The organism is Lysinibacillus sp. FSL K6-0102, from assembly GCF_038003545.1.
GTDB classification, from domain to species: domain Bacteria; phylum Bacillota; class Bacilli; order Bacillales_A; family Planococcaceae; genus Lysinibacillus; species Lysinibacillus capsici.
The window spans coordinates 1,301,772-1,316,837 of the sequence record NZ_JBBOPH010000001.1 but is presented as its reverse complement, the minus strand read 5'-3'; the positions used below and the strand labels follow the sequence as shown (position 1 = coordinate 1,316,837).

The following is a 15,066-nucleotide window of genomic DNA, read 5'->3' as shown; positions in this document are numbered from 1 at the left end:
CTCTTCTACGATGAAATATTACATATTTTATAGTAAAAACATCGAAAAGAGAGGTTTAGAAGATGAATAGAAATCGCAAGCTCGGTTTTTGTTATCCCGGCTACCGATACTGTGGTCCTGGCTGCTCAGGACCAGGTACGCCTACAAATGCAGTGGATGCTTGCTGTAAACTGCATGATGAATGCTATGAACGCCACGGTAGCACAAAATACTGTGATGAATTGTTTCAACAATGCCTCCGTCCCCATATGAACGCTCCAAATAAAATGGCTAGAGACGCTAGACTATTCTATCGAGTTTTTGAATTACGAAATCGTTTCTTTTAAAAGCAGATAAAGCTCACGATGTTTTTAATAACCGCGTGGGCTACTTTTTTGTATAGATAGCATATTTTTGTGGTGTCGTAAAACCAAGCTTTGTGCCTAGGTGAATGGATCCTGTATTCGAAATGTCACAATCCCAACAAGGCTTTAGCTGGTTGACAAGACAATGATCTATAAATGTTTCTGCAATGCTACTTGCTAATCCTTGTCCTCTAAAATTCGAATCTGTCATAATATCAATTTCTGCATACTCATTTGATTTAAATATAGAGACCGCTTCACTAATGATTTGTTCTTTATGTACCAAACAAAAGCCAAAGCCATTTTTGAAGAAATTAGAGGTAGAATCCCAATATTCCTCATAATATGTCTGATCAAATTCCAGTGAATTTTTAATCAAGGGTTCAGTAATAAATTTGACTTCGTAATCACATTTCCCATGCTTCTCTCTATGATTATAAATATTTTCATCAAATGTAAATGTATAGCGTTCTAGCTTTCTCAGCTGGTTATTTAACAATTGTTCGATTTTAGAATTCCACTGTTCTGAATAAGAAAATAAGGTAAACCGTTTCTGTTGTTCTATAGCCTGTTGCAAACAATAGGCAAGCTGATGATCAATCGAAGTCTTATTTTCATCGCCATATACATAGTATATCCCTGATTTCGTGTGAAATAATAATGTTTGAAAAGCAGCTGTATCGGAATAGACAGCTCCTTCTATCATTCGATCTAGTATACTATAAACAAATGTGGGGGCACTTGAAATAAATTGTTTAATGATAGGATATTGCTCTTCCGAGACTTTTATCATGCTATTTCCTCCAGTATTTTGCAGTATGTATCATTTCTATTATAATAAACTTATATCCATATGAAGGGACTGAATTATGCGCAGATAGCAATATTTTTCATCCAACATCATCATAATTTTGGAGGTAAAAGTATTGATTGAAAATATCGACACGGAAAGATTGCGGTTACAAAAAATGGAGAAAGCTGATGCTAAAAGTTTATTAACCATTTGGTCTGATCCTGATGTAACCAAGTATATGAACATTACACAGTTTACACAAGAAGAGCAAGCCTTGGAAATGATTGAACTTCTAGAACAATTAGCTAAGCAACACAAGGCAATCCGCTTCTCTATTTTTGAAAAGGCATCCAATCATATCATTGGGTCATGTGGCTTTAATATGCTTGATTATGACAATGCTCTAACAGAGATTGGCTATGATTTGGGCAAGGAATATTGGGGAAAAGGCTATGCAACAGAAGCTATAACTGCTTTAATTGATTATGCCTTTAAGCACTTAAAAATGGAAACCATTGTGGCAGAAGTTGACGCTGCCAATATCAATTCAATCAAGGTTTTAAAAAAATTGAATTTCATTTACCAAGAGAAGCACAATACTGATGATACTCTACAACTTTACACTTTAACAAAATCGTAAGAAGAAAAGGCTAAGCATGGTAGAATTCAACCAATACTTAGCCTTTTTGATTAATGATACATGCGGTTATTCATTTTCCCTGTCAGCTTTTCTATTTTTACTTCAAATAGTTCAATTTTCGGCATAATCGGATAGCCTTCTCTTTCAAATGTCCATTCAGGCTTGCCATACTTCTCCAGTAACACATCAAAGAACCATTCTTTTTTCGTTTCCTCTTCAATTCTTTCGATATGTCCAAACAAAACAACACTTTGATAAACTAGTGCGGATTGACAGGCATATTTTTTGCCTGGATGTAAATCACCCATATCGCAAACTTCTATACAAATTTTAGGATTTTGTTTGATATTTGACCAAAAGTGACTTTCTCGAAGATTACCAATATGCAAGTATAGTTTGTTCTCCCCTTCGTATACATAGACAAACGGAATAACATAAGGAAAACCTTCCTCATCAACTGTTGCAACATGCGCAACTTTTCCCAACTTTAAGTATTGCTGTGCATCCTCTTGTGAAATTTCAACACGTTTGTTTTGAATCGTACCTCTCATCATTTCTTAACCCCCTCATGAAATTATGTAACGATTAATAAACACCGCTAAACCGTTCATTTTAAACATATATATATTTTACATCTTTAACAAAACTAAAAAAAGGGTAAATTTTTTTAATAGAATAATAAAAGCCAAGGATGCACTAGTATAGCATCCTTGGCTTTCTTGTTATTTAATTGGAATCCAAATTTCTGAATACGAATCAGGGCTATAAGCATCCTCTTCAGGATAAACCTCTAACTCTGCTGTTCCTGCTGGTTCATATGGGTTGGATGGGAACCACTCAGAATAAATTTGTTTCCACGTATTTTGCATTGCATCAGGCATAGGTCCATGTACTTCAAAGATAACCCATTTGGATGCAGGTACTTCCATTGTTAAGAGATCTTCCCCTACTTCTCCTACATGATCAGTAGCAATCCAATAATCAATGAAGCCCTTTTGTCCCTGTTCAGTATTTGGTACACAAACACCTAATACGCCATTGACCGTGCCATTATTTAATTGGTATAGCTGGTGATCAAAGCCACTTTGGTTTACCTCTTGCCAAAATAGAGGTATTTCCGTTGTATTCTCCCCATTTTGACAGTTGTATGTTCTTTTTACACCCACAATTTGAAACTTGTCTTTTTCAATAATTTTATATTTCATTGGTTCCGCTCCCTTCAAGCTTACCTGTATGACCAGGCGATTATATGATTGTAATGGTCCTTGCTTCTTTCTTGCTTCACTAGGCGTAACATGGTGCTGTTTTCGAAACGCTTTAGTAAAGGCTTCAGGAGTTTCATAGCCGTATTTGTAGGCGAGATCGATTATTTTTTGTTCAGTACCCAGCAATTCTTGTGCAGCTAATGTTAATCTTCTTCGTCGCAGATAATCTGCAATAGACATATCTGTCAAAATGGCAAATGTTCGCTGAAAGTGAAAGACAGAAGAATTAACCTCCTGCGCAATCTGTTCAATCGTAATATCCTCTAATAAATGCTCCTCCATATAATTAATGGCCTTTTGTATCGACTCAATCCAACTCATTGCTTTCACTCCTTGATTCCATCTTAAAATAGATATCGCTGTATAACCTGTCTTTTTATGCTAACTTTGGACAGGTTAAATGGAAAGCATTTTTTGACTAGCTCCCCACTTTTAATTTCTTATCTCACTCACTATTTTTCCCTAAAATTCCATTGTAGTAAAAATCAAAACATCCAAAATATTTCTAAAATATATTTACAATAGTTTCTATTAAATGGTAAAACGGTATAAGAGAAGATATAGGGGGACTTTGCGATGAAATGGTTAGGTGCTGCTGCTATTTGTTTGAATGAAAGTAATCAGTTATTAATGGTTTTACAAGGAACTGTTGATGAAGAGAAAACTTGGACTGTGCCATCAGGTGGAAAAGAGGCCACGGAAGATTTTAAGACTTGCTGTGTACGAGAAGTTTATGAAGAAACAGGCTATACAGTAGATATTATTAAGGAAATTTATTATAAGTACAATGAAGTAGTGGAAGTTCGCTATTTTCAAACCATCTTAACAGGTGGACAAATGATGATACATGATCCCGATGAATTAATATATGACATAGCATGGAAATCTAAAGAGGAAGTAGCACTTTTACCCCTAACATTTCCAGAAGATCGGGTATTTCTCTTATCGTTATTTAAATAAAAAAAAGTCACGTCTTATCGACATGACCCCTCTTGTTAAATAGTGTAATTGTTTTGCTGATAAATAATTAAAGCAGAATGGATGACTGTCTGCTCTCCAATAAAGAGCGTATTGTATTTGATATCAAGTATGAAAAAGCCTTTTAAATCTACTAAAGCACGGTTAATATCAAGTTCAAATTGAACAATATCATTGTTTTGAATTGTCACAACTTGAGTTATCTGTGTCATCGTTCACACTCCTTTAATCTTATGATAGAGCAAAAAGAAGTACATGTCACATAAAAAAGTTGGAGCTAAAAAAGCCCCAACACCTTTAGTACATCGTTAAATATTCCTCACGCTCCCAGTTATGGACACGTGTGCGATATTTATTCCATTCAATTTCTTTGGCAGCTGTAAATTTATCATAAATATGGTCCCCCAATGCATCACGAACAATGGTATCCATCTCTAATTCAATTAGCGCAAATTCTAATGAGGATGGTAAACTATCAATCCCGTTCAACTCCCGATCTGCTGCTGTCATTTTATAAATATTACGGTCTACCGCAGCTGGTGGTGTTAAATCTTTTCGTATACCATCCAGCCCAGATGCTAGAATTACAGCCATTGCTAAATAAGGGTTTGCTGCTGGATCAACAGAACGCAATTCAATTCGTGTAGATAATCCACGTGCTGCTGGAATGCGAATTAATGGTGAACGGTTTTGAGCAGACCATGCTACATAGCAAGGGGCTTCATAGCCAGGTACTAATCGTTTATAGGAATTGACAAGTGGATTCGTGATAGCTGTAAAGCCATGCACATGCTTCATAATTCCTGCCATAAAGCTACGTGCGGTTGCGCTTAATTGCAAGTCTGCATGTTCATCATAGAAGGCATTTTTATCACCTTCAAATAAAGAGAGATTAAAATGCATTCCTGAGCCATTGACCCCAAATAGTGGCTTTGGCATAAATGTTGCGTGGAGACCATGCTGTGCAGCAATGGTTTTTACCACCAGTTTAAATGTTTGGATATTGTCACATGCCTCAATAGCACTCGCATACTTAAAGTCGATTTCATGCTGGCCTGGTGCTACTTCATGATGAGACGCTTCAATTTCAAAGCCCATCCCCTCTAGCTCTAAAACAATATCACGACGACAGTTCTCTCCCAAATCAGTTGGCGCTAAATCAAAATAGCCTCCACTATCATTTAATTCCAGTGTCGGATGCCCTTTTTCATCCAACTTGAATAGGAAAAATTCAGGCTCTGGCCCTAAATTAAACGACGTAAAGCCCAGCTCCTCCATTTCCTTCAATACTCGTTTTAAATTGGAGCGTGGATCTCCTTCAAACGGTGTACCATCTGGTCTTGCAATATCACATATAAAGCGAGCTACTTTCCCCTTTTCAGCAGTCCAAGGAAAAATCACAAAGGTATTGATATCTGGCTTTAAATACATATCTGATTCTTCAATACGCACAAAACCTTCGATTGAAGAGCCGTCAAACATAACTTTATTATCTAGCGCTTTTTCTAATTGACTGACAGGAACTTCCACATTTTTGATTGTCCCTAAGATATCTGTAAATTGTAGGCGAATAAATTTCACATTTTCTTCCTTCACTCGGCGTATAATATCTTCTTTGGTATAATGTTTCATTCTTCACCACTCCAATGTAATTTTAATTAACACGTTTTTTATAACTGCTCTAAAAATACATTAAATTTGAAGAATAAGCAATATGCATGTAAGGTTTTATGACATGCTTTTTATCGAATATATTAATCCTTATTTTAGATTAATTTTTCTTACCACATTTCCATCTCAAATAGCGATCTTTCATCTTTAAAAAAGGGCAAAATTACCATTTTATACAAAAGGCCTTTAGTCTTATAAAAATCCTTCGTCATTCTAAAAATAAACAGTCTATATCATGACGAGACGAAGCATTCACTACTTCCCCATGCATCAATTGTAGATATATCAAGAACATCGTTAAAAAGATAGCCCGTGAACCCTATCCAAGAACCAAGATGTCAAAAATCCTATTGATTAAGTTTTACTTTATATCACAAAAGCCTTGTATAATGCGATATTTATTGGTAAATTTATAGCAAATTAGAATTTTAATTTATTCATATTATCAGTAAATACGGAGTATATAATTATGGTTAGAAATCATTATGTTGGCTTCCAGGAAATATTTAGTTATAGATACATAAGGCGGTGAATTAAGTAGGCATGTCAGTATTAATTATTGGCAGCGTAAGTAATGATGTGCTACGTCTGCAAAAGTATTTTCATCGTATCAGCATCCCCAATATTTATTGCTTTTCAACAACGGAAGCAGCAATGAACTATTTAGTAGATTCAGCTTTGAAAGATGAGCTGGAATTAATCGTACTTGACACGAAAATGACACTCAGCAATTGTGAGGAAATTTGTCAGCACATTCATGTACTTAAAAATTGGATAGATGTCCCTATCCTTCTATCTACTACCTACGAAAAAAACATAACAATCGATAGGGTTTTTGAAGCAGGCATTTTCGACTTTATTTTAAAGCCGTTTGATTTTACTCATTTTAAGACTCGAATTCAAGTAGCCTTAAAATATCAGAGGGAAGCCAAGCTTCGAAAGCAGCAAGAAAGTATGATTCAAAAAGATTTATTTGTTGCAAAAAAATTCCAAAAGAATGCACTATCTCCTCCATTAAATCTTGAGCAAATACAGGTTGATGGTCTTTACGTAACATCCAATACACTAGGAGGTGACATGTACTGCTGGTTTAAGATTAATGACCATTTAACCGCCATTCTTCTGTATGATGCAATGGGGCATGGCATAGCTGCATCACTCGTTACTATGTCCATCAGATCATTATTAAAAGGAATGATTACTAAGTTAATTGATCCAGTAGCCGTAATCCAAGAACTTAACCGCCAAATTTACGAGCTATTTTCTGATGAGGATATGGACCGTTTTTTAATGACAGCAATCTACATACTTCTAGATACAAAAAACGGCACTTTGCACTATGTGAATGCGGCTCACCCTTCTGGTTTTTTATTTGGAAAATTTGGAGAAACAGTCTTCCTCCCAGCGAATACGCCTATCCTCGGACTATTCCCTACTATTCAAATAAATAAAAAAACAATACCTTTATCAGGCTGGCATCGTATTATTCTTTATACGGATGGATTATTAACATTGAACGAGCAAAATTCAATTGATATGGACTTTTTCTACGCCTATGCTTCACAGGATAACAGCTATGCACTACAAAAGTTTTCTCAAAAGTACAATTTATTTGATAATGATTACAGCGATGACATCACAGTCGTTTCAATAACAATTACATTAAAGGGTAGGTGATTGAAGATGGAATTCACACTCAATGTAAATCCTGATACACAAGCTATAGCCTTTATTGATCAAGTAATGGAGAATTATACAGAGTTATATAATCTACCTTATAAACGAGAGTTAAGATTTGTTGTTCATGAACTAGTCATCAATGCCGTAGAGGCTATGGGAAAAATTAATACACCCGCTCAAAAGAAGATTCAAATACAAGTAACTCAATCAAACGAAGAGATAAAAATAACAGTCACTGACGAAGCAAAAGGCATTGACGAAAAAGACTGGGACAAAGTTCTTCAATTCGATTTAGACAAATTTGATTATGCTGATCGTGGACGCGGTTTATTTTTTGTCAAAAATATGGTCGACCATATTTGGTTCGAAAATATTTCTGAAACAAAATTTTTAGTTGGTATTTCCAAAAAGATTCATCTATAAAGTAAACGTAAAATTGGGGGCGTTTTAATGAAGTTATCTATACGAAAGAAAATGAATCTGCTTATATTTGGTTGTATTATTTTACTTACTTCCCTTTTAGCAGGAGTCAATTTTTTTGTTGCCAAGAACAATCTATTAGAAAGTGCTGATACAAAGCTTTTATCAGATATACAGTTGAGCTATGAATATTTAGACGCTAAATATCCTGGTGAATGGTCCATTAAAAACAACCAACTCTATAAGGGCGATATCAATATGGTAGAAAACTTTGAGGTAGCTGATAAAGTTGGAGAACTCACAAACGGGAATGCTGTATCCATCTTTCAAAACGATACGCGTATAAGTACCAATATAGTGGATAATGGTGAACGCGCTTTAAATACAAAGGTTTCTGACGAGGTTGCTACTGTTGTACTAGGAGAAAAAAAGCGCTTCATCGGTTCTGCCAATGTCTTAGGAAGTTTGCATCAAGCAGCCTATGATCCGATTATAAATAGTCAAGGCGAGGTTATCGGCGTATGGGCAACCGCTGTCCCTACCGCTCCTTATATAAGCATTGCCACAAAATCAGCACTGGAGAATGTAGCGATTTCCTTAGTGATCGCCATTGTAATGATCGGGGGAATTAGTTGGTTCTTACAAAAGCAAATTGTTAATCCTATTAACATTCTAAGTACCAATGCCAAGGAACTAGCAGAACTAAATTTAAATGTTAAACTGTTAAACCCTAAAGGCAAAGATGAAATCGCTGAATTAGCACGCGCATTTAGTAGTATGAAAAATCATTTAACAGAGACGATAAAGATTGTGGCTGGTAGTGCACATCAAATTGCAAAGTCATCACACACTTTGGCAGAATCATCACATCAAACAAGTGAAGCATCTAATCAGATCGCACTAACAATGAATGAAATCGCCGTTGGTACTACCACTCAATCAGATCAGGCCGAACGAATAGTTTCAATGATGCAAAAAACGCTTGAGGAAGTATCAAAGAGCTTACAAAAGGCGGAAATCACTTTAAATAGCGCTATCGAATCCACTCATATCGCACGTAAAGGAGAAGAAGCTATCAATGAAGCGATTATGCATCTAAGTGATGTTACGAAAACAGTGTCTTATGCAACAGATTCTATCCAAAAATTAGGCAAGCGCTCTGAAGAAATTGGTGGTATTATTACCGTTATCACTGGCATCGCAGAACAAACGAATCTGTTAGCACTCAATGCGGCCATCGAGGCAGCACGAGCAGGTGATCAAGGGAAAGGTTTTGCTGTCGTTGCATCAGAGGTTCGTCAATTAGCTGAACAGTCAAGTTTAGCAGCTGGACAAATTACTAATCTTATTAATGATATCCAAGCGGAAACATCTGTGACCGTACGAACAATGGAAAGTAATTTACTAGCTGTCGAGGAGCAAGTAACGATCATCAATAAAGGCGGAAGTGCCTTAAAAGAAATCGTGGAGAAAGTTGTCGAAACTGAAGAAGGTGTCGAACAAATGAAAGTGGCATTTACACATGTTAACGACAACTCCCTAGATGTGCAACAAGCCATTCAAGATATTTCTCGCATCATCGAGGACGCTGCAGCAGCTACAGAAGAGATTGCCGCAACCTCAGAAGAGCAATATGCGACTGTTGCCGAAATTACACAAAGCTCAGATGAGTTATCATCAATTGCTGATAAATTACAAAATGAAGTGAATAAATTTAAGTTTGAATAAATCCCCAAACAAGAAAAGAAAAATGGAGGCGCTATAGGATGAATCAGAAGAAAATTGCAATGAATATTGACACAAAGGCTGATTATATTGTGATTGCGTTTACAGGCGATTTAGAATACGGGATGATTGAAGAAATAAAGTCAGAGCTGCAAACACTTAGCTTAGACACAAAACACGGATACATTATCGATATGCAAAAGGTAACAAATATTGATAGTACTGGATTCGGGATGATCGTTAATTTTGCTAAGAAGGTGTCTGTAAAAGATAAGAAAATCGCCATTATTGTCGTCGATAATTTCATTCGCAACTTATTCGCTATTTCACAGGTTGATAAAGTATTCCCTATTGCCGAAAGTGAAGAACAAGCAAGGAAGATTATTAAAGAAGATTGGCTAGGTGAACTATCACTTAACGATTATTAATCTCTATAATCATAATAAAAGGTGTATTCCTATTAGACGGAATACACCTTTTTATGTTGTTAAAAAAAGAAGATATCAACGGTAGAAATAGTAACTTTGCAAGGCGAGAGGTTGGTTTTCGTTCCGCCAGCGTCCTTTCCAGGGGGGGGCGTCCGATGAGCCGCTAAATCCCATAGGAGTGACGCTATCAACCATTCTACAAAGTGTCTTTACCTCATAGTAGCATAGCGATCAAATCTACCCATTATTTGTATTCTTAGAGGGGATAGGCTCTTATTTTCAATGTGGAGAAGTGATGAGTGACAACACCTCTTCATAAAGGGTAATGAACTCCTTTACTTTATTTGAAAACCTTTGCTAAAAAGATTGAGATTTTTTGGGTTGATGCGGAAGGCTTCTTGACTCCCGTGGATTAACGAGACAGGTGAGCCCCTACACGGAGGAAGCTGCTGGCACTCGCCCACAGGAAAGCAAGTAGCCTTGCAATAGAAATCCACTTCTACCTTTCTATTGACTGTTATGTTTTTAACACTAAGAGAAGGTATTTTTCCTATGGCGGAATATACCTTTTCTTTAATACTGCAGTAGCATATTAACAAACACAACTAGAATGATAATCGGTACAACAACTAGCATTAACATACGATATGTCGAATAATACCCTTGTCCCATTTGACTTCCCGTTAGCAATTCTCTCTTCACAAATTCTTTATCCACTACATAGGCAATAAAAATAGCAATGAATAAATTCCCTAGCGGAAGCATGATATTCGACACTAAAAAATCGGTTGCATCAAAGATACTTTTCTCAAAAATCATTATATCCGATAAAACACTCGAAGAAAGCGCTGCTGGAATGGCTGCAATAAACACGACTATACCAAGTAAAAGTGTCCACATTGGACGCGATTTCTGACTATGCTCCATAAATGCCGCGACGATAATCTCATATAAACTAAATGATGACGTTAATGTAGCAAATAAAAATAGCAATAAAAACATGGCTAAAAACACTTCACCAAATGGCATTTGACTAAATGCTGTTGGTAGCACCATAAATAGCAAACCTGGACCCGCTGCTGGCTCTAAATCAAAGGCGAACACAACAGGGAAAATCGCTAAACCTGCTAAAAATGAAACAAGCACGGTTAACAGCACTACAGAACCCGCTGAATTCGGAAGACTGACATCTTTTTTTAGATAAGAGCTATATGTAACTAGACAAGAAAAACCTACTGCTAACCCAAAGAACGATTGCCCTAAGGCTTCTAATAATGCCTTACCTGTAATATTCGAGAAATCAGGCCATAAGAAGAATTTTACCCCTTCCATTGCCCCATCTAATGTAACTGCACGCACAACAAGGACAATAAACATTATGAAAAGTAACGGCATCATCCATTTATTGGCCTTTTCAATCCCATTTTGTACACCTAATGAAATCACAAGTACGTTGGCTAATGTAAACAACACTAGACCAACTAGCGTAATCCAAGGCGTGCCTATAATTTTTCCAAATAATTCAGCAGGATCTACTGCTGGATCAATTACCGCGCCAGCTACACCTAGCCCGCTATAAATAAAGATCCAACCTCCAACAACGCTATAAAAAGTTAATAATAAAAAACAGCCTAGCACGCCCATTCGACCAATCCAGGCCCATCCTGGCTTAGTTGGAGCAATTTTTTTATACGCTGTTACAGCCTCGGATTGTGTACCACGTCCTAAAACATACTCGGACAATAACATCGGTAGTCCTATTAACAAGGTAAATAACACAAAGATAAGGAAAAATGCTCCTCCACCACTTTGTCCTGTTACATAGGGAAGTTTCCAAATTGCCCCTAGTCCGATCGCCGCACCAGCTGACGCTAAAATAAAACCTAATTTACTAGACCATTGTCCTTTTTTTCCACTCATCTCTTCAAACTCCTCAAACATTCTAAACTCTTCTCTATTTTACATGAAAATATAGCTTTCGACTAGATTATAATTATAAAGTACTAGTTAGCTTTTTTACCCCATTACTTTTTTCTATATTTATCCGTTAGTTTTGCCTTTCTATTCTTCACACCTTTCCCTATCCATCATTCCTTCCAACAAAAAACCTCAGGTATGTTCACCCGAGGTTAGTAAAAATTATTTTGTTATATAGATAGAACGCTGGCGGTCGATCCACTTGCGCATAGTTGTAAATAAAAACGCCATAATAGCCGTTAATAAAATACCTTTCACAATGTTAAATGGTAAAATCCCAGCGATAATCATTTTATAAAGTGAGTCACCTACAACAGGTTCCATTCCTAAGAAGTATGTGTACATCGGTAAAAATACTGCGTAGTTTAAAATACTCATCCCTACTGCCATTACGACTGTTCCTGTCGCTAAACCTCCAACAAGACCAGCAATTGTTTTAAAGCGATTAAAAATAAGGCTTACAGGCAAAATAAATAAAATACCTGTTGCAAAGTTGGCAATATGACCTACTGGCACACCTGTTGGCGTTCCAGAGAAAATCCAATCCAATACATTTTTAAATAATTCTACTAAAATACCAGCTACAGGCCCCATTGTGATGGCTGCTATTAATGCAGGCATATCACTAAAGTCGACTTCCAAGAATGCTGGGAATGGTGGAATTGGGAAATTAAAAAGCATTAATAAAAACGAAATACTGCTCAGCATGCCAATCGTAATAAACGATTGAAGTTTAACATTTTTCTTCATAGAAAACTCTCTCCTCTTTGCTGATTCAATCTCGCAAGAAGAAAGGTGACGATCTTTCAATTGTTAGCACGAAAAAACCCTTATGCATAAAGAGCACAAGGGAGAAAGGCATGACGAATAAGCGTCAATTTAAACTATTTTTGAGCACTGTTTAAAAAGCCATACAAAAAAAGCGCTCGGTCATAGTTTATTTCATAACAATGAATGACGATCGTACCTCCATCTTCTCCCATCCAGACTTTAACTGTCGGCCTCGGAATTACACCAAGTCAGCCATGCAAATAAATTTGCACAGGTCGCGGGCTGAAGAGCGAAGCATAAACCATTCGAGTTAATGGAAACATTAACGGTTCACCACTCTATTACCGCCGGTCGGGATTTTCACCCTGCCCCGAAGATGAATCATATTATTTTATACTACAACCTTACTATAATTAATTATTAAGAAAAAGTAAATAGTTCTGCTTAAAAAATTCCGATTAGATTTGTAAGTATTGTAAAAATGGAGCATTCCATGTTACAGGAATGCTCCATTTTTGATTTTGACTAAGGCATATATTGTTTATTTGGCCCCACAGGCTTGGGCAAATACGTTTTTAAATCGAATCCTTCCCAGCTTTCTTGGACCACATTATCCAAGCGTAATTGTTGGTCAAAGCTAGCAGCAGTTAACATCATAGCTTCAATCAATTGGGTAGCGCGAATTGGCTCCATCGATGCTAAATCTAAGGGAATATCGAATGTTACGACTACACCTTCTGCTTCCTCTTTCACGGTATATGTTACATTTTCAGGAACCACTGTTACATAAACATCATCATTTTTGTTTTTCATTAGTGTAAGTGCCTCTGTAACATTAGCAAATGTTTGACGGAAATCTGGTGACAGGTATTCTGCCCCACTACCATCTTGGTATAAATAATAATTAAAATGCTTGGCGTTTGTTAATGACATGGCTTGACTTGGCTCACCCTCCTGAGAAAACTCATAAGGTGTGCCATCTTCATTTTGAATCTCAACTTCCGTATATTCAGAATCCGAGAAGGTATCCTCTAAAGTCCCTTTGTACTCATTAACGGTAGCTGATGCAACATCATAGTCATTGTCCTTTGGTAATACGTGGACAAGCTTGTCTTCCTTCTCCTTCAGTTCACCTTTAAAAGGATGATAATCCGTAAACCCTTTGGCTTCTTCATCTATTTGAGGAGCATATTTTTCATACATCTGTAGGGTAGAAGGCTTTTCTGTTCCAAAATCAGTTGCTACACGCTCATTTGGTATCACATATGTCATTGGAACACTTTCTGCATCGCGTCCTGCCAAACCAATACGGAAAACGACAGCATCTTTCACATCTTCCTCATAGACAGACGACCGTAAAGATAGCATACGCTCATGCTCCGATACAATACTGGATTGAAGTGCCTCATCCTGGGTAGCTGCCTCTTTAGCAGAACGATCTTCCTGTAACGTAGAGTAATTAGCCGTTTCTGGCGTACTAGCTAGATCTTTTTGGCTAGCGTCATTATTCATGAACATGAAGCCAACGAGTACCGTTATCACGAAAACTGCTGCTACACTCGTAAAAATCGGCATTTTTCGGAACTTAAATCGTGATGGTCGTTCATCTTGTATTAAAGATTTACTTTCTTGTTGTGCTTCTTCATTCTCTATAGGTTGTTGTATCGCTTCTTGTAGGTGACTATTATCCTGCAAGCGAGCATCTGCCATTAACCGATTTAATATTTCTTCTTTTGAACGGCGGTCAGAAAGCTTAGGGGCATTGTTCAAGACATGTTCAAGCTGTTCATCATCAAATGGCTTATGCGTCATTGCCGTTTCGCCTCCTGTTCTCTAATCGGCTGTAGCTGTTGCCTTAAAAATTTAATGGCTCGATGCTGGGTCGTTTTTACCTTAGCTTCTGTCCAATCTAGTATTTGTGCTGTTTCTGCAATCGATAAATCTTGAAAATAGCGCATAATAATGACCATTTTTTGGTCGCCTGTACAGTTTTCAAGTGCTGATTCTACCTGCATAAATTCATCACTGGCCTGTAGCATATCTTCCGGTGATGGCGTGGTTGAATGGAGCTGTTCCGTTTCCCAGTCAAAGAAATCATGTGAATGCTTTTGACGTACAGCTTGCTTTCTAAAATGATCAATTGCTACATTTTTAGCAATAGCAAATAGCCAAGTTTTCTCACTACTATTGCCTGCAAATTGATCGTATGAGCGCAACACTCGTACATAAACTTCATGTGCTAAATCTTCGGCAAGTGTACGGTTTTTTACTAAATATATTAAAAACTGAAACACGTCTTGGTGATATGCATCGTATAGTCGATGGAACACGGAGTCATTCAAAGCACTCCACCCCCGTTCTATAATATTTGTCG

Annotated in this window: 16 protein-coding genes and 1 riboswitch; of the genes, 7 read left to right on the top strand and 9 right to left on the bottom strand. The window is 36.9% G+C overall.

The annotated features are described in order from the left end of the window. The first annotated feature begins 62 nt into the window (after positions 1–62). On the top strand, positions 63–326 hold the full coding sequence (locus NYE73_RS06210; protein WP_081011051.1) for a Parvovirus coat protein VP1-like protein: 264 nt from the start codon (positions 63–65) through the stop codon (positions 324–326). A gap of 40 nt (positions 327–366) precedes the next feature. Here NYE73_RS06210 and NYE73_RS06205 read toward each other — a convergent pair whose 3' ends face one another. Further along, positions 367–1,137, bottom strand: coding sequence for a GNAT family N-acetyltransferase (locus tag NYE73_RS06205; protein ID WP_259950939.1), 771 nt, complete (start codon positions 1,135–1,137; stop codon positions 367–369). 133 nt (positions 1,138–1,270) lie between these two features. Between NYE73_RS06205 and NYE73_RS06200 the strand changes: the two genes are divergently transcribed. Further along, positions 1,271–1,777: a GNAT family N-acetyltransferase gene (locus tag NYE73_RS06200; RefSeq protein WP_103117649.1), complete on the top strand. Its 507-nt coding sequence runs from the start codon at positions 1,271–1,273 to the stop codon at positions 1,775–1,777. 50 nt (positions 1,778–1,827) lie between these two features. Here NYE73_RS06200 and NYE73_RS06195 read toward each other — a convergent pair whose 3' ends face one another. Both NYE73_RS06195 and NYE73_RS06190 read right to left on the bottom strand, forming a co-directional pair. Next, on the bottom strand, positions 1,828–2,331 hold the full coding sequence (locus tag NYE73_RS06195) for a pyridoxamine 5'-phosphate oxidase family protein (RefSeq protein ID WP_259950938.1): 504 nt from the start codon (positions 2,329–2,331) through the stop codon (positions 1,828–1,830). Positions 2,332–2,499: 168 nt separating this feature from the next. Further along, positions 2,500–3,363 carry an AraC family transcriptional regulator gene (locus NYE73_RS06190; protein ID WP_066036610.1) on the bottom strand — a complete coding sequence of 288 codons (864 nt, stop codon included), beginning with the start codon at positions 3,361–3,363 and terminating at the stop codon, positions 2,500–2,502. Positions 3,364–3,618: 255 nt separating this feature from the next. Here NYE73_RS06190 and NYE73_RS06185 point away from each other — a divergent pair, with 255 nt between their 5' ends. Beyond that, entirely contained in the window at positions 3,619–4,002 is a 384-nt protein-coding gene (locus tag NYE73_RS06185; protein WP_112117576.1) for an NUDIX hydrolase, read from the top strand. A 35-nt stretch (positions 4,003–4,037) separates the two neighbouring features. Here NYE73_RS06185 and NYE73_RS06180 read toward each other — a convergent pair whose 3' ends face one another. Beyond that, positions 4,038–4,232: a hypothetical protein gene (locus NYE73_RS06180; RefSeq protein WP_048391275.1), complete on the bottom strand. Its 195-nt coding sequence runs from the start codon at positions 4,230–4,232 to the stop codon at positions 4,038–4,040. Positions 4,233–4,317: 85 nt separating this feature from the next. Then, a complete protein-coding gene (gene glnA, locus NYE73_RS06175) occupies positions 4,318–5,652 on the bottom strand; it encodes a type I glutamate--ammonia ligase (protein WP_048391277.1) in 1,335 nt (444 codons plus the stop codon). 582 nt (positions 5,653–6,234) lie between these two features. On the opposite strand from glnA, the gene NYE73_RS06170 reads away from it, so the two are divergent. From NYE73_RS06170 to NYE73_RS06155, 4 genes are read left to right on the top strand one after another with little or no spacing between them, the layout of a single operon-like run. Further along, positions 6,235–7,368 carry a response regulator gene (locus NYE73_RS06170; protein WP_048391278.1) on the top strand — a complete coding sequence of 378 codons (1,134 nt, stop codon included), beginning with the start codon at positions 6,235–6,237 and terminating at the stop codon, positions 7,366–7,368. A gap of 6 nt (positions 7,369–7,374) precedes the next feature. Then, positions 7,375–7,794: an ATP-binding protein gene (locus tag NYE73_RS06165; RefSeq protein ID WP_257961738.1), complete on the top strand. Its 420-nt coding sequence runs from the start codon at positions 7,375–7,377 to the stop codon at positions 7,792–7,794. Positions 7,795–7,821: 27 nt separating this feature from the next. Beyond that, a complete protein-coding gene (locus NYE73_RS06160) occupies positions 7,822–9,519 on the top strand; it encodes a methyl-accepting chemotaxis protein (protein ID WP_259950937.1) in 1,698 nt (565 codons plus the stop codon). Positions 9,520–9,557: 38 nt separating this feature from the next. Continuing rightward, complete coding sequence (locus NYE73_RS06155; RefSeq protein WP_259950936.1) at positions 9,558–9,944, top strand: STAS domain-containing protein; 387 nt, start codon at positions 9,558–9,560, stop codon at positions 9,942–9,944. Between the two features lie 573 nt (positions 9,945–10,517). Here the strand turns inward: NYE73_RS06155 and NYE73_RS06150 are convergent. The 4 genes from NYE73_RS06150 to sigX form a co-directional block, all read right to left on the bottom strand. After that, positions 10,518–11,864 carry a sodium-dependent transporter gene (locus NYE73_RS06150; RefSeq protein WP_036080548.1) on the bottom strand — a complete coding sequence of 449 codons (1,347 nt, stop codon included), beginning with the start codon at positions 11,862–11,864 and terminating at the stop codon, positions 10,518–10,520. Positions 11,865–12,083: 219 nt separating this feature from the next. Next, a complete protein-coding gene (locus NYE73_RS06145; protein ID WP_036080135.1) occupies positions 12,084–12,671 on the bottom strand; it encodes an ECF transporter S component in 588 nt (195 codons plus the stop codon). A gap of 217 nt (positions 12,672–12,888) precedes the next feature. Beyond that, positions 12,889–13,074: riboswitch (FMN riboswitch) on the bottom strand. Positions 13,075–13,217: 143 nt separating this feature from the next. Then, positions 13,218–14,504, bottom strand: a complete 1,287-nt coding sequence (locus NYE73_RS06140; RefSeq protein ID WP_259950935.1) for an RNA polymerase subunit sigma — start codon at positions 14,502–14,504, stop codon at positions 13,218–13,220. Beyond that, positions 14,501–15,034, bottom strand: a complete 534-nt coding sequence (gene sigX / locus NYE73_RS06135; protein WP_009370717.1) for an RNA polymerase sigma factor SigX — start codon at positions 15,032–15,034, stop codon at positions 14,501–14,503. Before sigX ends, NYE73_RS06140 begins: the two co-directional genes overlap by 4 nt. Positions 15,035–15,066 lie beyond the last annotated feature (32 nt).

Excerpts from the sequence above, each read along its gene's own strand:
- glnA (WP_048391277.1), bottom strand. The coding sequence starts at position 5,652 with ATGAAACATTATACCAAAGAAGATATTATACGCCGAGTGAAGGAAGAA.
- NYE73_RS06160 (WP_259950937.1), top strand. The coding sequence starts at position 7,822 with ATGAAGTTATCTATACGAAAGAAAATGAATCTGCTTATATTTGGTTGT.
- NYE73_RS06165 (WP_257961738.1), top strand. The coding sequence starts at position 7,375 with ATGGAATTCACACTCAATGTAAATCCTGATACACAAGCTATAGCCTTT.
- NYE73_RS06140 (WP_259950935.1), bottom strand. The coding sequence starts at position 14,504 with ATGACGCATAAGCCATTTGATGATGAACAGCTTGAACATGTCTTGAAC.
- NYE73_RS06195 (WP_259950938.1), bottom strand. The coding sequence starts at position 2,331 with ATGATGAGAGGTACGATTCAAAACAAACGTGTTGAAATTTCACAAGAG.
- NYE73_RS06190 (WP_066036610.1), bottom strand. The coding sequence starts at position 3,363 with ATGAGTTGGATTGAGTCGATACAAAAGGCCATTAATTATATGGAGGAG.
- NYE73_RS06170 (WP_048391278.1), top strand. The coding sequence starts at position 6,235 with ATGTCAGTATTAATTATTGGCAGCGTAAGTAATGATGTGCTACGTCTG.
- NYE73_RS06155 (WP_259950936.1), top strand. The coding sequence starts at position 9,558 with ATGAATCAGAAGAAAATTGCAATGAATATTGACACAAAGGCTGATTAT.
- NYE73_RS06205 (WP_259950939.1), bottom strand. The coding sequence starts at position 1,137 with ATGATAAAAGTCTCGGAAGAGCAATATCCTATCATTAAACAATTTATT.
- NYE73_RS06150 (WP_036080548.1), bottom strand. The coding sequence starts at position 11,864 with ATGAGTGGAAAAAAAGGACAATGGTCTAGTAAATTAGGTTTTATTTTA.
- NYE73_RS06210 (WP_081011051.1), top strand. The coding sequence starts at position 63 with ATGAATAGAAATCGCAAGCTCGGTTTTTGTTATCCCGGCTACCGATAC.
- NYE73_RS06180 (WP_048391275.1), bottom strand. The coding sequence starts at position 4,232 with ATGACACAGATAACTCAAGTTGTGACAATTCAAAACAATGATATTGTT.
- NYE73_RS06145 (WP_036080135.1), bottom strand. The coding sequence starts at position 12,671 with ATGAAGAAAAATGTTAAACTTCAATCGTTTATTACGATTGGCATGCTG.
- NYE73_RS06185 (WP_112117576.1), top strand. The coding sequence starts at position 3,619 with ATGAAATGGTTAGGTGCTGCTGCTATTTGTTTGAATGAAAGTAATCAG.